Annotated in this window: 16 protein-coding genes and 1 pseudogene; 7 read left to right on the forward strand and 10 right to left on the reverse strand. The window is 64.5% G+C overall.

Annotated features, from left to right (window positions below; genetic code table 11):
• The first annotated feature begins 61 nt into the window (after positions 1 to 61).
• The 3 genes and pseudogenes from fdh (at position 62) to nrfD (ending at position 5,176) form a co-directional block, all read left to right on the forward strand.
• Positions 62 to 3,344, forward strand: a pseudogene (gene fdh, locus GMST_RS22100) (formate dehydrogenase).
• A 3-nt stretch (positions 3,345 to 3,347) separates the two neighbouring features.
• Positions 3,348 to 4,136 carry a 4Fe-4S dicluster domain-containing protein gene (locus GMST_RS07265; RefSeq protein ID WP_183353967.1) on the forward strand — a complete coding sequence of 263 codons (789 nt, stop codon included), beginning with the start codon at positions 3,348 to 3,350 and terminating at the stop codon, positions 4,134 to 4,136.
• Positions 4,133 to 5,176 (forward strand): NrfD/PsrC family molybdoenzyme membrane anchor subunit, encoded by a 1,044-nt coding sequence (gene nrfD, locus GMST_RS07270; protein WP_183353968.1) that lies wholly within the window; start codon positions 4,133 to 4,135, stop codon positions 5,174 to 5,176. The genes GMST_RS07265 and nrfD overlap by 4 nt, the downstream gene beginning before the upstream one ends.
• Positions 5,177 to 5,317: 141 nt before the next feature.
• Here the strand turns inward: nrfD and GMST_RS07275 are convergent, their stop codons facing one another.
• From GMST_RS07275 to GMST_RS07295, 5 genes are all read right to left on the reverse strand, one after another.
• The gene (locus tag GMST_RS07275) at positions 5,318 to 6,229 is read right to left on the reverse strand and encodes an alpha/beta fold hydrolase (RefSeq protein ID WP_183353969.1); all 912 of its coding nucleotides are present in this window, start codon (positions 6,227 to 6,229) and stop codon (positions 5,318 to 5,320) included.
• 148 nt (positions 6,230 to 6,377) lie between these two features.
• Positions 6,378 to 7,355, reverse strand: coding sequence for a TIM44-like domain-containing protein (locus GMST_RS07280; protein ID WP_183353970.1), 978 nt, complete (start codon positions 7,353 to 7,355; stop codon positions 6,378 to 6,380).
• A gap of 55 nt (positions 7,356 to 7,410) precedes the next feature.
• A complete protein-coding gene (locus tag GMST_RS07285) occupies positions 7,411 to 7,629 on the reverse strand; it encodes a ribbon-helix-helix protein, CopG family (protein ID WP_183353971.1) in 219 nt (72 codons plus the stop codon).
• Between the two features lie 112 nt (positions 7,630 to 7,741).
• The gene (locus GMST_RS07290) at positions 7,742 to 7,987 is read right to left on the reverse strand and encodes a PGPGW domain-containing protein (protein ID WP_183353972.1); all 246 of its coding nucleotides are present in this window, start codon (positions 7,985 to 7,987) and stop codon (positions 7,742 to 7,744) included.
• Between the two features lie 192 nt (positions 7,988 to 8,179).
• Positions 8,180 to 8,956, reverse strand: a complete 777-nt coding sequence (locus GMST_RS07295; protein WP_183353973.1) for a TerC family protein — start codon at positions 8,954 to 8,956, stop codon at positions 8,180 to 8,182.
• A gap of 649 nt (positions 8,957 to 9,605) precedes the next feature.
• Here GMST_RS07295 and GMST_RS07300 point away from each other — a divergent pair.
• On the forward strand, positions 9,606 to 10,355 hold the full coding sequence (locus GMST_RS07300; protein WP_183353974.1) for an endonuclease/exonuclease/phosphatase family protein: 750 nt from the start codon (positions 9,606 to 9,608) through the stop codon (positions 10,353 to 10,355).
• Between the two features lie 192 nt (positions 10,356 to 10,547).
• Positions 10,548 to 10,889, forward strand: coding sequence for a hypothetical protein (locus GMST_RS07305; RefSeq protein ID WP_183353975.1), 342 nt, complete (start codon positions 10,548 to 10,550; stop codon positions 10,887 to 10,889).
• A 125-nt stretch (positions 10,890 to 11,014) separates the two neighbouring features.
• Here the strand turns inward: GMST_RS07305 and GMST_RS07310 are convergent, their stop codons facing one another.
• On the reverse strand, positions 11,015 to 12,832 hold the full coding sequence (locus GMST_RS07310) for a KUP/HAK/KT family potassium transporter (RefSeq protein WP_183353976.1): 1,818 nt from the start codon (positions 12,830 to 12,832) through the stop codon (positions 11,015 to 11,017).
• A gap of 152 nt (positions 12,833 to 12,984) precedes the next feature.
• Between GMST_RS07310 and ileS the strand changes: the two genes are divergently transcribed.
• Both ileS and lspA read left to right on the forward strand, forming a co-directional pair.
• The gene (ileS, locus tag GMST_RS07315) at positions 12,985 to 15,762 is read left to right on the forward strand and encodes an isoleucine--tRNA ligase (protein WP_183353977.1); all 2,778 of its coding nucleotides are present in this window, start codon (positions 12,985 to 12,987) and stop codon (positions 15,760 to 15,762) included.
• A gap of 46 nt (positions 15,763 to 15,808) precedes the next feature.
• Positions 15,809 to 16,297 carry a signal peptidase II gene (gene lspA / locus GMST_RS07320; RefSeq protein ID WP_183353978.1) on the forward strand — a complete coding sequence of 163 codons (489 nt, stop codon included), beginning with the start codon at positions 15,809 to 15,811 and terminating at the stop codon, positions 16,295 to 16,297.
• A gap of 365 nt (positions 16,298 to 16,662) precedes the next feature.
• On the opposite strand, the gene ybgC is transcribed toward lspA, so the two are convergent.
• From ybgC to gatB, 4 genes are read right to left on the reverse strand one after another with little or no spacing between them, the layout of a single operon-like run.
• Complete coding sequence (gene ybgC / locus GMST_RS07325) at positions 16,663 to 17,061, reverse strand: tol-pal system-associated acyl-CoA thioesterase (RefSeq protein ID WP_183353979.1); 399 nt, start codon at positions 17,059 to 17,061, stop codon at positions 16,663 to 16,665.
• Positions 17,061 to 20,228 (reverse strand): bifunctional [glutamate--ammonia ligase]-adenylyl-L-tyrosine phosphorylase/[glutamate--ammonia-ligase] adenylyltransferase, encoded by a 3,168-nt coding sequence (gene glnE / locus GMST_RS07330; RefSeq protein WP_183353980.1) that lies wholly within the window; start codon positions 20,226 to 20,228, stop codon positions 17,061 to 17,063. The genes ybgC and glnE overlap by 1 nt, the downstream gene beginning before the upstream one ends.
• On the reverse strand, positions 20,225 to 21,265 hold the full coding sequence (mtnA, locus tag GMST_RS07335; protein ID WP_183353981.1) for an S-methyl-5-thioribose-1-phosphate isomerase: 1,041 nt from the start codon (positions 21,263 to 21,265) through the stop codon (positions 20,225 to 20,227). Before mtnA ends, glnE begins: the two co-directional genes overlap by 4 nt.
• A 54-nt stretch (positions 21,266 to 21,319) precedes the next feature.
• Entirely contained in the window at positions 21,320 to 22,759 is a 1,440-nt protein-coding gene (gene gatB, locus GMST_RS07340; RefSeq protein WP_183353982.1) for an Asp-tRNA(Asn)/Glu-tRNA(Gln) amidotransferase subunit GatB, read from the reverse strand.
• Between the last annotated feature and the right edge of the window lie 57 nt (positions 22,760 to 22,816).

The following is a 22,816-nucleotide window of genomic DNA, read 5'->3' on the forward strand; positions in this document are numbered from 1 at the left end:
CCACGAGGTGCTGGACCTGCCGGAATCGGCTCGTTTCGTACCGGGCAGGCAAGGAGGTACTATGGCAGGGGACAGGCCGAAACCGGGCTGGCCGGCATGGCGACAACTGGTGAGCGGGGATCCGGTGGGGTTGGGCGAATCGGCATTTTCGCCGCGCAGCGACTCGCTCAAGGCGCGCATCAGCGAGGCCGACCGGACGGTCGGTTCCATCTGCCCCTACTGCGGCGTGGGGTGCGGCCAAAAGGTGTACGTGCAGGACGAGAAGATCCTCGGCATCGAGGGGGACTACGACTCGCCGATCTCCCGGGGCTGCCTCTGCCCCAAGGGGGCCGCCACCATGCAGCTGGTGACCGGCACCCACCGCGTCAAGACGGTCCTCTACCGCCGTCCCTACGGCACCAGGTGGGAGGAGATCCCGCTGGAGCGCGCCATGGACCTGGTGGCGCGCCGGGTCCAGAAGACCCGCGACGAGACCTGGGAAGACCAGCATGAGAAGGGGCACCCGCTGCGGCGCAACCTGGGGATCGCCCACCTGGGCGGCGCCACCCTCGACAATGAGGAGAACTACCTGATCAAGAAGCTCTTCTCGAGCCTGGGGATGGTCCAGGTGGAAAACCAGGCCCGAATATGACACTCCTCCACGGTCCCCGGTCTGGGGATCTCGTTCGGAAGGGGGGGCGCCACCACCTTTCAGCAGGACCTGCAGTTCAGTGACTGCATCGTCATCCAGGGCTCGAACATGGCGGAGTGCCACCCGGTCGGCTTCCAGTGGGTCATGAAGGCCAAAAGGCGCGGTGCGACCATCATCCACGTCGACCCTCGCTTCACGCGCACCAGCGCCGTCGCCGATATCCACGTCCCGATCCGCGCCGGCAGCGACATCGCCTTTCTGGGCGCGCTCGTCAACTACATCATCTCCAACGACTGCCGGTTCAGGGAGTACGTGGTCAACTACACCAACGCCTCCGCCCTCATCTCGGAAGACTTTCAGGACACCGAGGACCTGGACGGGCTCTTCAGCGGCTGGGACCCCGAGAAGGGGCAGTACGATCCCAAGAGCTGGCAGTACCGCGGCGTCGAGGTCTCCCCGGCGGCCGGGCACCGCGAGATGTTCTCCGGCGAGCCGCGCTCGGAGCGGGGCGCGGGCATCGCGGCCGAGGAGCACGATCCCACCCTGACCGATCCCAAGTGCGTGTTCCAGATCGTGAAACGGCACTACGCGCGCTATACCCCCGAGGTGGTGCAAGAGGTCTGCGGCGTCGCCCCCGAGCTCTTTTTAAAGGTGGCGCGGGCCCTGTGCGACAACTCCGGACCCGAGCGGACCGGCGCCTTTTGCTACGCCGTGGGGTGGACCCAGCACACTGTCGGGGTCCAGTTCATCAGGACCGCGGCGATCGTGCAGCTCCTTCTGGGGAACATCGGGCGCCCCGGCGGCGGCATCATGGCCCTGCGCGGCCACTCCTCCATCCAGGGCTCAACCGACATCCCGACCCTCTACAACATGCTGCCGGGCTACCTCCCCATGCCCAAGGCCTCCTACGACATCGACCTCGCGAAGTACATCGAGTTCAACAAGTCGGCCAGCGGTTGGTGGAGCGAGTTCCCCAAGTACATCGTCTCGCTGCTGAAGGCCTGGTACGGCAACAACGCGAGCGCCGCCAACGACTACTGCTATCACTACCTCCCCCACATAAGCGGCGACCACTCGCACATGGTCACCGTCGCCGCCATGGCGGACGGCCTGGTCAAGGGGTACTTCGTCATGGGGGAAAACCCCGCCGTGGGGTCGATGAATGCCTCGCTGCAGCGCAAGGGGCTCAGAAAGCTGGAGTGGCTGGTGGTGCGCGACTTCGCCCCGACCGAGACCGCGGAGTTCTGGCGCTCGGCTCCCGAGGTGGTGGCCGGGGACGTGAAGCCCGAGGAGATCGCCACCGAGGTCTTCTTCTTCCCCTGTTCCGCCCACACCGAAAAGGACGGCAGCTTCACCAATACCCAGAGGCTTTTGCAGTGGCACCACAAGGCGATCGAGCCACCCGGCGATTGCCGCAGCGAGCTGCACTTCGTCTACCACCTGGGCAAGCGCCTGAAGGAGCTCTACCGGGACTCCCTGGACGCGAAGGATCACCCGATCCGCGACCTCGCCTGGAACTACCGGGAGCTGGGGGAAATGCAGGAGCTGGACGCCGAGGAGGTGCTGGCGGAGATCAACGGGCACTCGCTTCCCGATGAGAAGCCGCTTTCCGCCTACACCGAGCTCAAGGACGACGGGAGCACCGCCTGCGGCTGTTGGATCTACTGCGGTTGCCGCAAGGACGGGGTGAACCAGGCGGCGCGCCGCAAGCCCAAGGACGAGCAGGACTGGGTGGCGCTCGAGTGGGGCTGGGCCTGGCCCGCCAACCGGCGCATGCTCTACAACCGCGCCTCGGCGGACCCGGACGGAAATCCCTGGTCGCAGCGCAAGAAGTACGTCTGGTGGGATCCGGAAGAAAAGAAGTGGACCGGCTACGACAACCCGGACTGCATCGCCACGCGCCCCCCCGGACTACCGCCCTCTCGAGGGGGCCCAGGGGATCGATACCCTCTCCGGCATCGATCCGTTCATCATGCAGGCCGAAGGGAAGGGGTGGCTCTACGACCCGAGCGGCCTATTGGACGGCCCGCTTCCGACCCACTACGAGCCGCAGGAGTCGGTCTTGAAGAACCCGCTCTACGGGCAGCAGTGCAACCCGGCGCGCCTTGAATGGATACGCCGCGACAACCCCTACCACAAGGCCTGGGGCGACCCGCGCTACCCCTTCATCGCCACCACCTACCGGGTCACCGAGCACCACACCGCGGGGGGGATGAGCCGCTGGCTCCCCTGGTTAAACGAGCTGCAACCCGAGATGTTCGTCGAGGTCTCGCCGGAACTCGCCGGGCTGCGCGGGCTGGAAAACGGCGGCTGGGCCACGGTGAGCACCATCCGCGGCGAGATCGAGGCGCGCGTCTTGGTGACCGAGCGCCTGCACCCCTTGGTGGTGCAGGGACAGGTGCTGCACCAGGTGGGAATCCCCTACCACTGGAGCTACGTGGGGCGCAGCACCGGGGACGCCGCCAACGAGCTCACCGCCTTCGTCGCCGATCCCAACGTGAGTATCGAGGAGTCCAAGGCCTTTTCGGTGCAGGTCGTGGCGGGGCGGCGGGCGAGCCGCAGGCGCGCCGCTGCCGTCGGACCGCTCGCCGAGCCGGAACCGGGGCAGGAGCAGGGAGGAGAGCCGAGCCGCGACCTGCCGCAGGTGCAGGCCAAGAAGCCGGCTCCCCACGGCGAGCGTTCGGGGCGGCAGCAACAGACCGAGGAGGCTTGAGCTATGGAACCGCACGGCTTTTTCACCGACACCTCGGTCTGCATCGGCTGCAAGGCCTGCGAGGTCGCCTGCAAGCAGTGGAACCAGCTCCCCGCCGACGGGGCCTACTTCAGCGGCCGCTCCTACGACAACACCCTGCACCTGGAGTCGACCACCTGGCGCCACGTGGCGTTTCTGGAGCACAGCCGCCAGCTCTCGGGGCAGACCACGGCGCGCCCCTTTTCCTGGCTCTTTCTCTCCGACGTCTGCAAGCACTGCAACCGGGCCGGCTGCCTGGAGGCGTGCCCGACGGGAGCCCTGGTGCGCACCGAGTTCGCCAGCGTCTACCTGCAGCCCGACGTCTGCAACGGCTGCGGCTACTGCGTGGTGGCCTGCCCCTTCGGGGTGATCAACCGCCGCGAGGACGACGGCCGGGCCTGGAAGTGCACCCTGTGCTACGACCGGCAGAAGGTGGGGCTGGAGCCGGCCTGCGCCAAGACCTGTCCAACCGACTCGATCTTCTTCGGCCCGGTCGAGGAGCTCAAGGTCCGGGCCCAGGCGCGCCTTTTGGAGCTGCACCGCAAAGGGGTGCACGAGGCGCGGCTCTACGGCATGACGGAGCTGGACCAGCCGGGGACCGAGGGGCTCAACGCCTTTTTCCTGCTCCTCGACCGCCCCGAGGCCTACAACCTCCCTCCCGAGCCGCGGGTACCGACCAAGGAGGCGGGAAGGGCGTGGGGGATGATGGGGTTGGCCGCGCTGGGAATGGTAGCAGCGGCCATTGCCGCGGTCCGGGCGGGAGGTGAAGAATGACCGAGCTTTTTGCAAGGAGACAGGCAACGGCGGAACGCGAGCTCGACCCGCAGCTGGCCGTACTTTCCGGGGAGGCCGCCGGGCAACGGATCCGGCACCCCGCGGCGCAGCAGGGGATGCCCCCGATACCCCTCTGGCAGAAAGTGCCGTCGCAGCCCGGGGAAGAGGCGCAAAAGGACTACTACCGCCTGCCGCTTTTAAAGGAGCCGGTCTGGATCTGGTCGGTCCCGGCGTACTTCTACCTCGGGGGGGTCGCGGGCGGCAGCGCGCTCCTCGCCACCCTGGCGCACGGCAAGCGCGGGCTCAAAAAGTTGGCGGCGCTCTGCCGCGGGCTCGCCTTTGCGGGGACCACGGTGGGGCCGGCCCTGCTCACCTACGACCTGGGGAAGATGGGGCGTTTCCTCAACATGCTCCGGGTGTTCAGGCCGAGCTCCCCCATGAGCGTCGGCTCCTGGTCGCTCGCGGGCTCCGGAGCGCTCGCCACGCTGGCGCTTGTCCAGGGGGACCACCCGGCAGCCAAACCGACCACCCGGGCGCTGGCCGGCGGCGGGCTGGTGGTCTCCGGCTACACCGGGGTCTTGTTGGGCAACAGCGCGAACCCGCTCTGGCAGGGGACCCGGCTTACCCTGCCGCTGCTCTTCACCGCCTCCGCAATCGCGAGCACCTCGGCACTTCTTGAGTTGTTCACGCTGAACCGGCGGGAGGAGCGGGTGGTGCGGCGCTTCGGCACCATCGGCAAGATCGCCGAGGCCGGGAGCATGGCGCTCTTCGAACTGGAGGCGGCGCAGAACCCGGAGGCGGCCCGGGCGCTCGATCGCGGCAAGGCGGGGGTACTCTGGAAAGGGGCGAAGGGATTTCTGGCCGCGGGGATCGCGCTGAGCCTGCTGCCGGGGGATTCGGTGGGGAAAAGGCGCGCGGCGGGCACGCTCACCACCATCGGGGCGCTCTGCCTGCGCTTCGGGCTTCTGGAGGCGGGGAAGGAGGCGGTGCGCGACCCCCAGGCGGTGATCACGCCACAGTTGAAGGGCCTCGCTCGATAGCCGGTGATCCGCGATTTTGGCGACTGGCCTTAGCTCCTGCAGGTTGACGGGAAGGCGAGGAAGGCGGCTCGCCCGTACCACAGAGCCATCTCCCTGCTCACGCTTTCATGCGGCAGGGCCTCCTACGACCAAGAAGAAATCCTACTCCGGCAGTTCTCCGGCGGGAGGCAACTCCGCTCCCGCCGACTCCTGCAGCACCTCATCAGCCCCCTCTCTCAGAAAACGCTCGATTATCAGGTAGGTCTCCCGCGCCTTCTCCTCCTGCGGGTTGTGCCCGCACTCCTCGAGGACCACCAGCCGCGCGCCCGGCACGTCCTGCACCAGGCGCTCCCCCTGCGACAGCGGCACGATCAGGTCGTGCCTCCCCCACAGAAGCAGCATCGAGGTTTCGATGTCCCGGTACCTCTCGGGGATGCGCGCCACGTCGGGCGGCACCAGCTGCTGGCAGGTCGCCACCAGGGCGCGCCGGGCGTCCCGGTCCTGGTAGCAGGGGGCATAGCGCTCGATGTGTTCCCGGTTCACCAGGCGCTGGTCGTAGTAGGCCGCCTTGAGGCCCACCTTAACCCAGGCCCGAGGGGCGTAGAGGTTGATGAAGAGCGGGCCGACTAAGGGGTAGCGGAAGACCCGGGCTATCAGGGGGAGCCCCTGCAGGTACCCCGGCCCCGCCAGGATCACCACTTTGCGGAGCAGGTGCTGCCGGCCCTGCTCCTTTGCCAGGAGGGTGGCGAGGAGCACCACCGCTCCGCCCAGCGAGTGGCCGACGACCATGGCCTGAGTAAGGCCGAGCCGCTCCAGGAAATCGAGCAATCGGCGCGCGTGCCCGCGGATCGAATAGTCGGCGTCCTTAGGTTTGGCGGACTCGCCGGAACCGAGCAGGTCGACGAGGTAGAGCGTGTAGCTTTCGGGAGAGAAGAGCGGGACCAGGTCGGTCCAGCATTGGGAACGGGAGGCCAAGCCGTGCAGGAGGACCAGGGCGCGGGGGCCGCGGCCGACCACCCGGTAGCTCAAAAGTTCCATTTCGGAGAGGTCGCAGGTAAAAAGAGGGGTGTCCATGCGGTCAGTGTAGCAGAAACCAGAGGGATTTAAGAGAGGTGGTTCGCCGCGGAAGGCACGGAGGTCCGCGAGGAACGGCTTATCCAAAAGCCCTTCTCCGTCTCCTCCGTGCCTCCGTGGCACATGTTTTTAAGAACCGGTCTGTCGGCTACTTCTGCTGGATGGCAGACAGGCGCCAGGGGTTGTTGCCGACCGGGCGCGTGAAGGTCCAGTACTCCTCGAACTTCACCGGATCGGTCTTGCTCCCGGAGAGGACGGTGCCGGTCTCGTCGGTGGTGTAGTCGAGCAGGTTCGCCTGGATGAGGGCGGTGGCAAAGTCCTGGCCGGACTCCTGCCACACCTCGGCGAGCTCCACCTTGCGCACCGCGATGTTCTCCAACCGGTTCACCTGGCGCTCGCGCAGGAGCCGGCTCACGTCCTCCTGCAGGATTCCGCGCATCTCCTCGGTGAGCAGAGCGCCGACCGGCGCCAGGTCGCGGTTCATCCAGGCACCCTGGATCTTGAAGAAGAGGTCCATGGCGTTGTCGCCGAAGCGCTGCTCGTCGAAGGACGGGTCCATCTGGCGCAGGTGGGCGATCCCGGTTTCCAGGTCATGGGCGGCAGGATTTTCCACCTGCTGGTAGGAGGACGGCGGCAGGGTCACATCCTGGTACCCCTGCTGGTAGCCGCCCGGCTGGTATCCCGCCTGGCTGTAGCTCGACTGGGTCGCCGGTTCCCTGCGGCTCTTCACGAACCGGTAGATCAGGTAGCCGATACCGGCCAAAAGGACGATCTCGAAGAGGCCGATGCCGCCGCCCCCCATGCCCCCCATGCCGCCGGCCATCCCCATGCTCCTGAAGAGCATGCCGCCCAGCATGCCGCCGACCAGGCCGCCTGCCATGCTCCTTAAGAATCCGCCGCCGGCGGGCTGCTGGTAGCTGTTGGGGATGGGCGCGGCCTGCTGGCGCGGCTGGCTCGGCTGGGTGTACGGGCTCGAGGGGGCGGGGCGCGAGTAGCTGCGCGTGCCGCGGCTTCCCATGGAACGGCTGGAACCGGCACGCGCCTCGGCGTTCAGCTCCATGACGGTCACGCTCATCATGAGGACCGCGGCAAGAATTGCGAAGAGTTTGGCTCCCTTGTTTTTCATCGTTGTTAGCTCCTTGAAGATCGGTTGTATTTTCGGAAATGGCTGCCGGCGCCTGCTACGGCTCCAGGCAGATCCCCTTGCGGGTGGTGAGCCAGAAGCTGAGGGCTTCGCGCACCACGTCGGAGAGGTTTGTGTGGGTGGCCTCGCTGATCCGGTCCAGCACCCGTTTTTCCCGGTCGCTGATGCGCAGCGATACCACGTTGTTGAGTCCCTTGCGCTCCTTCTTCCTTGCGGTTCTCCTGGTTGGCGTAAGAGCCAAGTGTTGATACTGCATATGTCTGCCTCCTTTGAATGCACGATGAAGCCGTTGCCCGTGGGGCAACCTTGGTAGGGGGACCCCTAAAGGTCCCGTGTACAACCGGGTGCCGGCAGCCCGCTGCCGCCTGCTACCGGTTCAGATCCGAATGCTCTCTCCCCTTCTTCCAACGCTCCAGGCGGCTGCGCACCAACTCCAGCAGCTTGCGCGCCCAGAGAAATTCGCTCGCCAGGATGGCGAGTCCCACCGGGATCACCACAAAGGCCGGTCCCGGCAGGACCACCAGGGCGATACCGATCGCCAGCACGGTACCGCCCACGATGGCGATCACCGCCCGTTTGGCCTGTCCCAGCGTTCCCCTCAAAAGTCGTTGCATGTTCCCTCTCGTCGTACCAACCGCGGGGGACCCACCCGCGGGCCGGGGCAGGTGTGCCAGGGGCTTCAGGCACTGCCTATTAGGGAAGCCGCCACAGAGAAGACGGTCCGTTACCTCGGTGGCAACCTCCCCCACCCCCCGACCCCCTCCCGCAAGGGGCGGGGGAGGCTCTGACTTACGGCCGCAGCGCCGTCAGGAGGTGTGGCGCTGGCCGGGGCCCTGCCCCTCTTGCGCCGCGGCGAGGTGCGGCTCGTGAAGTTTCACCGGCTGGCCGCGCTGCATGCGCAGGTTCAGCATCTCGACCAAGACCGAGAAGGCCATGGCGAAGTAGAGGTACCCCTTGGGGATGTGCATGTCGAGCCCGTCGCCGATGAGCGCCACGCCGATCAAAAGCAGAAAGCTCAGGGCCAGCATCTTCAGGGTCGGGTGCTTCTCCACGAAGGCGCTGATCCTGCCCGAGAAGAGCATCATGAAGCCGACTGCGATCACCACCGCGGCGACCATCACCGCAAGCTGGCTCGCCATCCCCAGTGCCGTGATGATGGAGTCGAGCGAGAACACCACGTCCAGCATGAGGATCTGGCCGATCACCGCCGCAAAGCCCGCACGGCTGCCGGTCGAAACCAGGGTCTCGTCCCCCTCGAGCTTCTCGTGGATCTCGTGGGTGCTCTTCCAGATCAGGAACAGGCCGCCGGAGATGAGGATCAGGTCCCGCCCCGAGATCTCGTTCCCCAGCACCGTGAAGAGCGGGGCGGTAAGCCCCATGAGCCAGCTCAGCGAGAAAAGGAGCGCCACCCTGATGAACATCGCCAGCCCCAGGCCGAGCAGTCGGGCCTTTTCGCGCTGCTCCACCGGGAGCTTCCCGGCCTGGATCGAGATGAAGATGATGTTGTCGATGCCGAGCACGATCTCAAGCGCGCTCAAGGTCACCAGTGCCAGCCAAACCTGCGGGTCCGTAAGCCATGTCATGGGTTAAACCTCCAGAGTGATCAATAGCGATCACTGTAATAGATATCAATGTGGACGCAAGGTTCCAGGCGCTCAATGTGGTGGCCGTGTCGGCGCTGTGCGGGACGCGACTCGGCCGCAAGAGGCGGCGGCACGCCGCAAAGCACGTGGCCGTAGCCAAGCCAGGAGAGGTGCGCAAACCGCTTCTCGAGGCTGCTGCCACGGGGCGCGTTGCGGTAACAACGGGATAGGTGCTGAACAGGAGAGGGTGGGGTACTGGCGGGTTTGTGCATGGCATTACCTCCGACTGTTCAGCGCCTGGCGGCCCTGGTTTTACGCCGAAGGTAATAAAAAAAGACCATTACCCTCGGCATGACTGCCTGGATAAAGGTCTTGTTGACAGAAGATTCTGCCCCGGGTCCGGGTCTTGCGACCGTATTGACGAAGTCCGGGTCGGCCTTTTCTCTGGCCGATAACTACTCCCCTTTAGAAGTTATGCCAAAAATAATGGCTCTCCGGCCTGTTGTCAAGGGGAAAACGCACATGAGGGTGGGAGCATGCCCTGTCTCATGGCAAATTTCCGGAAGGTGGAGGTATAATCTCCTTATCCGCCAGGGGGTTGGCAGTGTCTCTTTCAGCCCCTCGTCAGTCTCATGTGAAAGGCTACCTCATGGACCACAGCGACTCTTCGTTTACCATCGTGACCTACAACGTGCACCGGTTGATCGGCAACGACCGGCACACCTCGGCGCTGCGCATCGCACAGGTGATCGAGGAGCACCAGCCGGATATCGTGGCGCTCCAGGAACTGCCGGGAGGGCGCTACCGTCCCGAGGTGGGGGGGACCGCCCAGGACCTGGCGCGGGAGCTCGCAGAGCTCGAGTCGGCGCAGGGGCTCAGCTTCATGGAACGCGAGCGCAACGGCAACGTCACCTTCAGCCGCTTTCCCATGCGCCTGGTCCGGGCCGGCGGGCTGCATCCCGAGACCCGGAGGCGCTCCATCGTGCCGCGCGGGGCGCTCTGGGTCGAGATCGAAATGTACGGCAGGCGCCTGCAGGTGATCAACACCCACCTGGGACTCACCCCGCCGGAGCGCTCGTCGCAGGTGAAGGTGCTCTGCGGCCCCGAGTGGCTGGGGGACCCCGAGTGCCACCACCCGGTGATCCTGTGCGGCGACTTCAATACCCTGCCAAGCTCGTCGCTCCACAAGAAGTTGAAGGACGCCCTCTACGACGAGCAGGAGCGGCTCAAACTCGGGCACAGCGAACGGACTTTTCCCAGCCATTACCCGGTGGTGCGTTTCGACCACCTTTTCGTCTCTCCCGACCTCGCCGTGGAGAGCCTCCATATCCCCCGTACCACACTCACCAAGGTGGCCTCGGACCATCTGCCGCTGGTGGTAAAACTGCGGCTTTCTTGAGCCTGAGATGGCGTGTCGGCCTGCGCTTACCTGCGGGGGGGGATCCCGCTGGGTGGGGCTCGGGCCGGCTCCTACACCGATCCGATTGCTTGCGGTCTTGCCAAATATTGCTAAAGTTGGTGCCGTGTTTGCCGACGAGAGAAGTGATCGGTTTGGTAGCCTCCCGTGACGGGAACAATGGAGAGAGCAGCTATGAGTGTATACACGGAAATGCCGAAGGATATGGAGGTCGTGGAGCTGATCCTCGAGCGGGTACTGCAGAATACCGGTGCTCTCCTGGAGATCTGCGTGGTGAAGCACGGTAGGCAGTACGAGGCTGCCGTGTTTCTCGAGAAGAAGTACAAGCCAGGCCCCCCCCTGCCGCGCCCCCTGGAGACTCCGGCCGGACAGGCGACCCACTGGATGGGTGTGCGCCCGAAGGTCGGCCTGAGCGAGGAGGAGACCGAGGCGATCCTCTACGAGGTGAACGGGTTGAACGCCCTGCACCGCATCCAGATGAAGGACACCTGGGGTCACCTGCTGGACACCCTCTAGCCCCCGCTGCGCTCTCCGGCGCTGTGGCGCACCGCTCCCGGCGGCGTCATGCCCCCCAAAAACAAAAGAGGCCGCTTCCCGGAATGGGGGCGGCCTCTTCGTGTTGCTGCGATTCTGGCCCCTTCCTACATCTCGACCCGGGTCAAGACACCCTGCAGCTTGCTGGCGGGGAGCTTGTTGAACTGCACGAAGTTCGGGGTGAGCTTCTTGATGGTCGAGAAGACGCTCCAGGCCGGGTTGTTGGTCGCGATATCCTCCACGCCGTAGAAGATGACCTTCTCGATGATGCCGTTTTTCTTCAAGAGCCCCTCGATGTCGATCACCTCCATGTAGCCCGCGAAGATCTCGAAGGAATCGAGACCCGTGCCGCGCCCGGTGGTCAGCTTCGAGCCGATGCCGAAGGGCTCGTCGGTCCTCATGATGGAGATGAACACGTTGCGCTCATAGATGATGTTCGAGCGGATCATGCAGTGCACCACGTAGGGCGGCACCACGTTCCATTCGCGGGTGAAGAAGAGTCCGGTGCCGGGGATGTTCTTTCCCTTGGCGTAGATCTGCTCGTAGGAGAGCAGGAAGGTCTCGGCGTCCAGCGGCTTGAGTGCCCGGTACAGGGCGCGCTGTCCCTTGGTCCAGATCAGGATGGTGCCGAAGGGGACTCCGGCCAGGATGAGCGACCAGTAGCCGCCGTGCGGCAGCTTGTTCAGGTTGGCGATCAGGAAGACGAAATCGACCACCGTGATGAGCGCCGCGATGGGGGCTTTCCACTTCTTGGTGGTGTTGGCGAAGATGATGGTCATCATGATGCCGGTGATCGCCATGGTCCCGGTCACCGCCAGGCCGTAGGCCGCCGCCAGGTTCTCCGACTTCTGGAACAGCAGCATGATGAAGAGGACCAGGATCATCAGGAACCAGTTGACGCTTCCGATGTAGATCTGCGATTTGAGATGACTCGAGGTGTAGTCCACCTTCATAAGCGGCATGATGCGGGTGGTGATCCCCTGGTAGACGATGGAGAACACCCCGCTGATCAGGGCCTGGGAGGCGATGATGGTGGCGAGCACGGTCAGCACCAGGAACGGGATGTAGAGGTAGGGGGACTGGCTCTGCACCATGCCGAACAGGGTGTTCTTGGTTTCCGGGTGCGCCATCAGGAAGACGCCCTGGCCCAGATAGTTGATGATGAGCGCGGCAAAGACGAAGTACCAGGCCCTGAGGATCGGCTTTCTCCCCAGGTGCCCCATGTCGGCGTAGAGCGCCTCGCCGCCGGTGGCGCACAGGATCACCTCGGAAAGGACGAAGAAGCCGGACCAGCCGTTTTCCAGGAAGAACTTGATGGCGTACCACGGCGAGATGGCACGGACGATGCCGGGGTCGCGGACGATCTCGACTGCGCCCGAGAGCGAGAGCGCGGCGAACCAGAGTACCATCAACGGCCCGAAGGCGCGGGCTACCTTGTCGGTCCCCTTGAACTGGAACACGAACAGGGTGATCGCGATGACCCCCGCGAAGAGGATCAAGAGGTGCTGGGGGATGTTCGCGCAGGCCGGGATCAGCACCAGACCTTCAACCGCGGAAAGGATGGAGATGGCGGGGGTGATGACGCCGTCGCCCAGAAGCAGCGAGACCCCGATGAAAGAGAGGAAGCTGACCACCCCGAGGTAGCGGCCGCCCTTTAAAAGGCGCACCAGGATCTCTTTCAAGACGATGGTGCCGCCTTCGCCCTTGCGCCCCAGGCTCATGGCGAGCCAGGCGTATTCGACAGTTACCAGGATGAAGAGGGTCCAGACGATGAGCGACAGGATGCCGTAGATGTTGTCCGGGGTCGGCTTGGTGATGGCGAAGATGACGGTGAGGGTATATATCGGGCTGGTTCCGATGTCGCCGAAGACCAGTCCCATGGACTTGACGATACCGCCCCAGAAGGAATCCACCTGTTTACTCATGGCTTTAAGGCCCTCCCAATTAACAGCGCCCTTATAGCATCTGGCCTTCGTTAATACAACCGAAAATACCCGTTTAAGCTTGACATTACAAAGGTTTCCTTGTAGTTTTAGGCGTTTCTCTCAAGCATTAACCGACAGCGGAGGCCGCTATAATGGATTACAAGGATACCCTCAATCTCCCCCAGACCAATTTCCCCATGAAAGGGAATCTTCCCCAGCGCGAGCCCGAGATGCTGAAGCAGTGGGAGGAATCCAACCTCTACGGCAAGATCGAAGAGGCAGGGAAGGGGAGGCCGCGCTACATCCTGCACGACGGCCCTCCCTACGCGAACGGCCACATCCACATCGGCCACGCCCTCAACAAGATCCTCAAGGACATCGTCCTCAAGAACAAGCGGATGAGCGGCTTTGCAGCACCGTACGTACCGGGCTGGGACTGCCACGGCCTCCCCATCGAACTGCAGGTCGAGAAGAACCTGGGCTCAAAGAAGCACGAACTCTCGAAACTCGAGATGCGCAAGCTCTGCCGCGAGTACGCCCACAAGTTCGTCGCCATCCAGCGCGCCGAGTTCGAGCGCCTGGGGATCCTCGGTGAGTGGGGCGATCCCTACCTGACGCTCGCCAACAGCTACGAAGGCGCCATCGCCCGCGAACTGGCCCGCTTCGCCGAGAACGGCGGCCTCTACAAGGGGAAAAAGCCGGTGCACTGGTGCTCCTCCTGCGGTACGGCGCTCGCCGAGGCCGAGGTCGAGTACGCCGACCACAAGTCCCCCTCCATCTTCGTGAAGTTTGCGATGAAGGACGACCTGGGCGCCGTCATTCCGGAGCTTGCCGGCAAGAAGGCCTCCGTGGTGATCTGGACCACCACCCCGTGGACGCTCCCCGCGAACCTCGCCGTCGCGCTGCACCCGGAGCTCGAGTACGTGGGGCTCGAGGTGAACGGCGAGGTGCTCATCGTCGCCGACGGCCTGAAGGAGAGCTTCCTCTCCCAGATCGGCGCCGAAGGTAAGGTGGTCGCCACGTTCTCCTCGAAGCTTTTGGAGCGCAAGCTCGCCCGTCACCCGTTCCTGGACCAGGATTCCGTGATCCTCCTGGGCGAGCACGTCACCCTCGAGGCCGGCACCGGCGCGGTTCACACCGCCCCCGGCCACGGCCAGGAAGACTACGAGCTGGGCCTTAAGGAAGGGCTCGAGATCTACAACCCGGTCGACAACCGCGGCCGCTTCTTCGAGAACATCCCCTTCTTTGCCGGACAGTTCGTTTTCGACGCCAACAAAAACGTCATCGAGAAGCTGATCGAGGTGGGCGCGCTTCTGAAAACCGCCGAGATCTCGCACTCCTACCCGCACTGCTGGCGCTGCAAGAAGCCGATCATCTTCCGGGCCACCGAGCAGTGGTTCATCTCCATGGAGAAGAACGACCTGAGGGGCAAGGCGCTTGCCGAGATCAACAACGTCGCCTGGATCCCGAAGTGGGGCCGCGAGCGCATCTACGGCATGATCGAGAACCGCCCGGACTGGTGTGTCTCGCGCCAGCGCTCCTGGGGCGTCCCCATCACCGCCTTCTACTGCACGTCCTGCGGCGAGGTCCTGGCCGACGGCAAGATCATGCACCAGGTGGCCGACCTCTTCTCCGAGCACAGCTCGGACATCTGGTACGACTGGGAAGCCGCCAAGTTCCTCCCCGAAGGGACCACCTGCAAGGCCTGCGGCAAGGGTGACTTCGAGAAGGAGATGGACATCCTCGACGTCTGGTTCGACTCCGGCGTCTCGCACGCGGCCGTACTCGAGCTGCGCGACAACCTGGAGAGCCCGGCGGACATGTACCTCGAGGGGAGCGACCAGCATCGCGGCTGGTTCCACTCGTCCTTGCTCGCCTCGGTGGGCACCCGCGGCCGCGCCCCCTACAAGAGCGTCCTGACCCACGGCTTCGTCATGGACGGCGCCGGGCGCAAGATGAGCAAGTCGGTGGGTAACGTGGTGGCGCCCGAGGACGTCATCAAGAAGTTCGGCGCCGACGTGCTGCGCCTCTGGGTGGCGGCGCAGGACTACCGCGACGACCTGAGGATCTCCCAGGAGATCCTGACCCGGCTCTCCGAGAGCTACCGCCGCATCCGGAACACCTTCCGCTACATCCTGGGGAACATCCACGACTTCGATCCGGCCACCGACCTGGTGCCGGTCAAGGAAATGCCCGAGATCGACCGCTGGGCGATGCACCAGCTGGAGCTTCTGAAGGAAAAGGTGCTCACCGCCTACAACGAGAGCGAGTTCCACATCCTCTACCACGCGGTGAACGGCTTCTGCACCGTCGAGATGAGCGCCTTCTATCTCGACATCCTGAAGGATAGGGTCTACACCTCGAAGAGCAGCTCGCTGGCCCGCCGCAGTGCGCAGACCGTCATGTACACCATCCTGGACAACCTGGTGCGCATGGTGGCGCCGGTCCTCTCCTTCACCGCCGACGAGGTCTGGGCGGAGCTTCCGGGCAAGCGCGAGGCGAGCGTGCACACCGCGCTCTTCCCGGCGCTCACCCCCGAGTACCTTGACGTGGCGCTGGAAGGGCGCTGGGAAAAGATCATCAAGGTGCGCGGCGAGGTATCCAAGGCCCTGGAGCTGGCGCGCGTGAAGAAGGTGATCGGTCACTCCCTGGATGCCGCCGTGGCCATCAAGGCAAGCGGCGAGACCGCGGAGCTCTTGAAGGAGTTTGGCGGCGAACTGGCCAGCATCTTCATCGTCTCCAAGGCCGAGCTGGTCGAGGAGCTTTCCGGCGAGGACGTCTACCGTGCCGAAGGGGGCGAGGCGCTCGAGGTACTGGTGACCGCGGCTCCCGGCGAGAAGTGCGAGCGCTGCTGGTGCTACGACGAGACCATCGGCGAGAATACCGAGCACCCGACGCTCTGCCCGAAGTGCCTGGCTGCGGTGCAGTAGCGGCGTCCGGGCATAATTTCAGAACATGGAAATGGAAACGACCTTAATGGCCTTCAGATATCGGATACTGCTCATCGTCTCGTTCCTGGTGCTGGTGTTGGACCAGGCGAGCAAGATATTCATCGACCGCAGCATGATGCTGCACAGCTCGATCCCGGTCATCCCCAACTTCTTCAGCATCACCTACCTGAGGAACAGGGGGGCGGCGTTCGGGATTCTGGCCAACTCGGCCTACCGTCTGCCGTTTTTCCTGCTGGTTTCGGCCGTGGCGATCTGCGTCATCGTGGTGGTGATCAAGAAGCTGCGCGAGGACCAGAAACTGGCGGCGGCCTCCCTGTCGCTCATCTTCTCCGGTGCGCTGGGGAACGTGATCGACCGGATCAGGCTGGGCGAGGTGATCGACTTCCTGGACGCCCACTGGTACAACCACCACTGGCCCGCCTTCAACATCGCCGACTCCGCGATCTGCGTGGGGGTCTTCCTGCTGGCGATCGACATGTACCTCGAGGAGAAGAGGGCCAAGGGGAAAGAGTAGGGGAGGCGTTTAGCGCCTAGCACCGCTTAAATAATGAAAGGGGATGCCCGTAAGGAGCATCCCCTTTTCTTTTGTACGTTTCTGCCAGAGTTCCCAGCTAAAGCTCTGAGTGCATCACCACGAAGCTTTGCTGCCGGTCTCTACGTTCCCCCCTTTGCGAAGGGGGGGCAGGGGGGATTTAGCACTGTGGCAAACGTGGACTGGGTAGCAACCTTGTCCAAATCCCCTCTGTCTCCCCTTCGCAAAGGGGAGGACGTGGAAGCAGCTGCCGTGCCTCAGGAAAGAGGTTACTCGCTGCCCAGGATTCCCGAAGATCTGTCGGCTGAGATCATCACTAGATCAAACCCGATGAAGCCTAAAATTACTCACTCCGCCACGGTCTGCGAAGCGAGCAGCTCCCTTAGTTCCACCGGGAGCCTCCTGGCGCGCAGCCCTTCCCCCACGCAGGCCAGCGTAACCTTCGCCTCCACCAAAAGCTTGTGGTCCGCCTTGCGCAGCACCTTCTGCCCCAACACGAAGCTGCTGTTCTTCACCGCGAAAACCACCGTCTCCAGTTCCAGCAGGTCGTCCAGCTTGGCCGGCGCCCGATAGTTGATCTCGATCGCAACCACGGGGAAGATGATCCCCGCGTCGTGCATCTCCTGCACGGAAAGGCCGTAGCCGCGCAGGTACTCGCTGCGGGCGCGTTCCATGTAGCGCAGGTAGTTGGCGTGGTACACCACCCCGCCGGCATCGGTATCTTCGTAGTAGATCCGCACTTCCATCAGTTCGCCTCCTCCTGGACCAGCACCTTCTGGTACACGGCGCGCACCGCAGAGGTGACCCGCTCGTAGTCGGCCATCAGCACCTCGCCCGGATTCTTCAAAAGCGGGTCGTAGCCCAGGCGGCGCGCCAGCTTGTTCAGGTAGCGCAAAGGCCCCCCCAGGTCGTTCATGGAGTAGTCGTGAATGAGCCGCAGCCGGTTCTCGAGACGGCGCAGGAAACGGTACCCATCGCCTAACGCAGCGTGATCGGCGTCGCTGACGATCCCCAGCCGATGCATGGCATCGAGGGCCGCCAGGGTGTTGCAGTTGCGGATGTCGGTGTGCCCGCTGCCGTGACTGAGCTGCAGGTACTGCACGGTGAACTCGACGTCCACCATCCCCCCGCGCCCGGTCTTGATGTTGTAGCTGCCGGTGGTCTCCTTGGCGAGCTCGTTCTCCATGCGCATGCGCAGCCGGTGGATCTCCCTGCGCACCGAATCGTCGGCGCCGCTGCCGTACACCGTCCCCTCGACCACGCGCCCGATGGCCGCGCGCAGGGCCGGCGTGCCGTAGATGGCGCGGGCCTTGGTGAGCGCCTGGCGCTCCCAGATCTGTGCTTCGCTGCCGTGGTAGCTCTGGAACGATTCCAGCGAGGTGACCAGCGGGCCTGCGTTTCCGGAGGGGCGCAGCCGGGTGTCGATCTTGTACACGAACCCCTCGCGGGTCTGGGTGGTCAGGATCATGATGATCTTCTGCCCGAGTTTGGCGAAGTACTCCCGGTTGGTGATGCTCTTCTCGCCGTCGGTCATCCCCTGGCCGTCGTAGATGTAGATGATGTCCAGGTCCGAGTGGTAATTGAGCTCGTTGCCGCCCAGTTTTCCCATCCCCAGAATGGCGAAAGAGGCCTCGCGGCTGCTGCCGTCTTCTCCTTGAACCCGCGGCCTCCCAAAGCGCGCCAGCTCCCGGGTCGCCATGCGGCATGCGGCGGAGAGGCAGACCTCGGCCAGGTGGGTGAGCTGCAGCGCGACCTCAGGCTGGGCCATCTTGCCGTGGATGTCGTTCATCCCGATGCGCAGGAACTCCTCGTTGCGGTAGCGGCGCATGGCGTCCAGCTGCTCCTCGAAATCGACGGCCTGGGTGAGCAGGGAGTCGATTTCGGCGGCCATGGCGTCGCGCTCCTTCTGCAGGTAGGCGTAGCCGCGGGTGATCATGCTGTCCAGCAGTTCCGGGTGCCCGATCAGGATCTTCGAGAGAAACTCGGACATGCCGAACATCGAGGTGAGCAGCTTCAGGATGTCACGGTTTTCCGCCAAGAGCGCGTAGAGCGAGGAGCGGGTCCTCAGGCTGGTGAGGAAACGCTCCAGGTTGGCGAGCGCCAGGTCGGGGTCGGGCGCCGCGAAGACCTCCTGCAAGAAGAGCGGTGCGATCTTTTCGAGCAGCCGCCGGCCGCGCTCGGTGAGGTTCAGCTTGGGCGGCCCGTCGCGCAGGATGACCAGGTTGTCGTAGGCGACGTCGACGTTCTCCAGGCGGCGCTCGGCCAGCATGTCCTTGATGAGGTCGGAGTCGGCCTTCGGGTCGAAGAAGAAGTAGATCTCGGGAGAGACTTCCTCCTTGATCCGCTCGTCGCGCGAAAGGAACAGGTCCCCGTAGATGGCGGAGACGCTGGAGCGGTGCGCCTCGAGGGCCTCGGCGAAGCGCTCCGTGCCGTCCTGGCGCATAAAGCCGCAGCGCCGGGCAAGCGCGCGCATCTCATCTTCCTTGCGGGGGAGCGAGTGGGTCTGGCGCTCCTGGACGACCTGGATCCGGTGCTCGACGGTGCGCAGGAACCGGTAGGCCTCGGCCAGCGCGGTGCAGTCGGCCTCCTTGATGATGCGCGAGTCGCGCAGGGTGGCCAGCGCCTTCAGGGAGTTCCTCTCGCGCAGCTTGGGGTTCTTCCCGGCGTAGACCAGCTGCAGCGCCTGGATGAAGAACTCGATCTCCCGGATGCCGCCGCGGCCGAGCTTGATGTTGATCTCGCCTTCCTGGGAGCGGGCCAGCGAGGCGTCGATCTTCTTCTTCATCGACATCATGTCCTCGATCAGGTTGTAGTCGAGGTAGCGCCGGTAGATGAAGGGATCGAGAGCGGCGAGGATCCGCTCGCCCAGTTCCAGGGAGCCGGCAACCGGGCGGGCCTTGAGCATCGCGGAGCGCTCCCAGGACTGGCCCCAGGACTCGTAGTAGACCTCGGCGGAGCGCATGGAGCAGGCGAGGTCGCCACCCTTGCCGTCGGGCCGCAGGCCCATGTCGACGCGGAACACGAAGCCGTCGGCGGTGACCTGGGAGATGGCGCGGCTCACCATCTCGGCGAGCTTCACGAAGAAGGCGTGCAGCGAGATGACCCCTTTCATGCCGCCGCGGCCGTCGGCGACGCCGGTGGTCTCGCCGTTGTCCGAGGAGTAGAAATAGATGAGGTCGATGTCCGAGGAGAAGTTGAGTTCGCGCCCCCCCAGTTTTCCCATCCCGAAGATGGTGAACTCCGCCTCGACCGGATCCCCGGGGCCGCGCTCCATCGGAAGGCCGTGCTCCTTGACCAGTTCGCGGTGTGCCGTCTCGTAGGCGAGCTGCAGCGTGGCCGCGGCGAGGGCGGCCAGTTCGGCGGTGACCTCTTCGAGCGTCGCCAGGCCGTTCAGGTCGCGGGCGGCGATGCGCAGGATCTCGGCATACTTGAATCGGCGCAGGAGGGGGAAGATCTCCTGGTAGCCGGTGTCGGCGGGAACCTGGCTGCGCAGGGCATCGAGCATGTCCGCTTCGCTGCGCGAGTGCATGATGTCGTGCGCCAGCAAAAGGTGCGGCAGGTAGCTTGAATCCTTGCAGATGATGTTGGTGAGGAAAGGGGAGGAGCCGCAGATGTTCATCAACTGGGCGACCCGCGAGCGTTTGGAGAGGATCTCGAGGACGTCGCTGCGTTGGGCGACCTGGCTGACCCGCTCGATGCCGTTTAAGGCCATGTCGGGGAGCGGGGCGGCCAGGGCGGCCAAGGCCAGCTCGGTCGCCTGCTCAGCAGAGAGGACCTCCGTGAGCAGGCGCAGGTTTTCGGTGGAACGGGAGCCGTAGCTGAAGCCGTTTTGTTCCAGCAGTTCGGGGAGGCCGACGCACCCGGCTTTCAGGCAGGCCAGCAGCGTACTGGCGAAGTCGGCCAGGCGGTTCATTGTCCCACCAGTGCCTTCAATCCCTGTTCGTAGTCGCCGCGGACCACCCCTTTTTCGGTGATGATCCCGGTTATGTAGCGGGCGGGGGTCACGTCGAAGGCCGGGTTGCGCACCTTCACCCCTTCGGGCGCGATCGCCACCCCCTGGATCTTGGTGACCTCGGTGGGGGTGCGTTCCTCGATGGGGATCTCGTCCCCGCTGGAGAGTTTCAGGTCCAGGGTCGAGATGGGGGCCGCCACGTAGAACGGGATGCGGTTCTCCTTGGCCAGGACCGCAACGCTGTAGGTGCCGATCTTGTTGGCGGTGTCGCCGTTGGCGGCGATGCGGTCGGCGCCCACCACGCAGCAGTCGATCTCGCCGTTGCGCATCAGCCAGCCGGCCATGTTGTCGGAGATGAGGGTGACCGGGATCGAGTCCTTCATGAGCTCCCAGGCGGTGAGCCGGGCCCCCTGCAGCCAGGGGCGGGTCTCGTCGGCGATGACCCGGATCCCCTTGCCTGCCTCGTGAGCGGCGCGAATGACGCCGAGTGCGGTGCCGTACCCCGCGGTGGCGAGGCCGCCGGCGTTGCAGTGGGTGAGGATGGTCGCGCCTTCCTTGATGAGCGCCGCGCCGTGCCTGCCGATTTCGCGGCAGATCTTCAGGTCTTCGGTCTCGATGCTGATCGCCTCGGCCTTCAGCATTTCGCGGATCGAGTTGAGGTTCAGGTCGCGGTGCTGCTGCGCCACGCGCTTCATGCGCTCCAGTGCCCAGAAGAGGTTGACCGCGGTGGGCCGGGTGCGTCCCAGGACGTCGCAGACGTTTTCCAGCTGGCGGTAAAAGGAGTCGAAGTTATCGGCGATGATGTCCCGTGCGCCCAGGGCGACACCCATGGCGGCGGCAACGCCGATGGCCGGGGCCCCCCTGATGATCATGCCGCGGATCGCCTCGGCGACACCCTGGAAGTCGGTGTACTCGTTGTAGACCTCCTCGGCGGGGAGCCGGGTCTGGTCGATCATGATCACCTTGTTGTCGCGCCACTCGATGGTTCTGAAGGACATTGCGTGGTTACCTCTGGTGCTGCGTGTTGTTTTCCATCGGACCGATCTGGGAAATTACCCCTGCAGCTTCTTGAGCAGCAGATCGTTGACGACCCCCGGGTTTGCCTTGCCTTTCGAGGCCTTCATCACCTGGCCCACGAAGAAACCGAAGAGCTTGTCCTTGCCGCTGCGGTACTCGGCGACCTGGCCTGGTTCGCGCGCCAGCACCTCGTCGATGATCGCCTCGATGGCGCCGGTGTCGGAAACCTGCACCAGACCTTTCTCGGCGACGATCTCCTCCGGCTTTTTGCCGGTCTTGTACATCTCGTCGAAGACGGTCTTGGCGATCTTGCCGGAGATGGTTCCCTTTTCTACCAGCTTCAACAGCTCGGCGAGCTGTGCCGGGGAGACCGGCGACTCGGTGATCTCCTTGCCGTCGTCGTTGAGCGCGCGGGTCACTTCACCCATCACCCAGTTGGAAACCACCTTGGCCTGCGGGAAGAGGGACAGGGTCTCCTCGAAGTACTCGGCCAGCTCGCGGCTCGCGGTCAGGACCTCGACGTCGTACTCGGGGAGCCCCAGGTCGGCGCTGAAACGCGCCCGCTTGGCGTCCGGGAGCTCGGGGAGGCTCTCACGCACCTGGTCGATCCAGGCCTGGTCGACGATGACCGGCACCAGGTCCGGGTCCGGGAAGTAGCGGTAATCGTGGGCCTCTTCCTTGCCGCGCATCGAGCGGGTGGTCCCGGTGTTGGGATCGAACAGGCGGGTCTCCTGGACCACCTTGCCACCCTCGTCCAGGATCTCGGCCTGGCGCTCCATCTCGTACTCGATCGCCTGCTTGATGAAGCGGAAGGAGTTGATGTTCTTCAGTTCGGCGCGGGTGCCGAAGACGGTGGAGCCGACCGGCATGAGCGAGACGTTGGCGTCGCAGCGGAAGCTCCCCTCCTCGAGGTTCCCGTCGCAGATCCCCAGGTAGCGCACGATTTCGTGCAGCTTCTTCAGATAGGCGATCGCCTCGTCCGGGGAGCGCATGTCCGGCTCAGAGACCACCTCGAGAAGCGGCGTGCAGGCGCGGTTCAGGTCGACGCAGGAATCGTCGCCGATCCCCGGCACGTCGGCGTGCACCAGCTTGCCGGCGTCCTCCTCCATGTGGATGCGGGTGATGCCGATCCGCTTCGTGACGCCGTCCACCTCGATGTCCAGGTGCCCGTTCAGGCAGATGGGGAGGTCGAACTGGCTGATCTGGTACCCCTTGGGGAGGTCCGGATAGAAGTAGTTCTTGCGGGCGAAGATCGACCGGGGCGCGATTGAGCAGTTGGTGGCGAGACCCGCGCGGATGGCGTAGTCGACCACCTTCTGGTTCAGGACCGGCAGGGCACCCGGAAAGCCCAGGCAGACCGGGCAGGTCTGCGAGTTGGGGGAGGAGCCGAAGCGGGTCGAGCAGCCGCAGAAGATCTTGGTGTTGGTGGTGAGCTGGGTGTGCACCTCAAGCCCGATGACAACCTGATATTTCATAGATGAACTCCAGGATTTAAATGCAAAAGCTACAAAAGCGCTCACCACAGAGGACAC

Source organism: Geomonas silvestris (assembly GCF_014193515.1).
GTDB lineage: Bacteria > Desulfobacterota > Desulfuromonadia > Geobacterales > Geobacteraceae > Geomonas > Geomonas silvestris.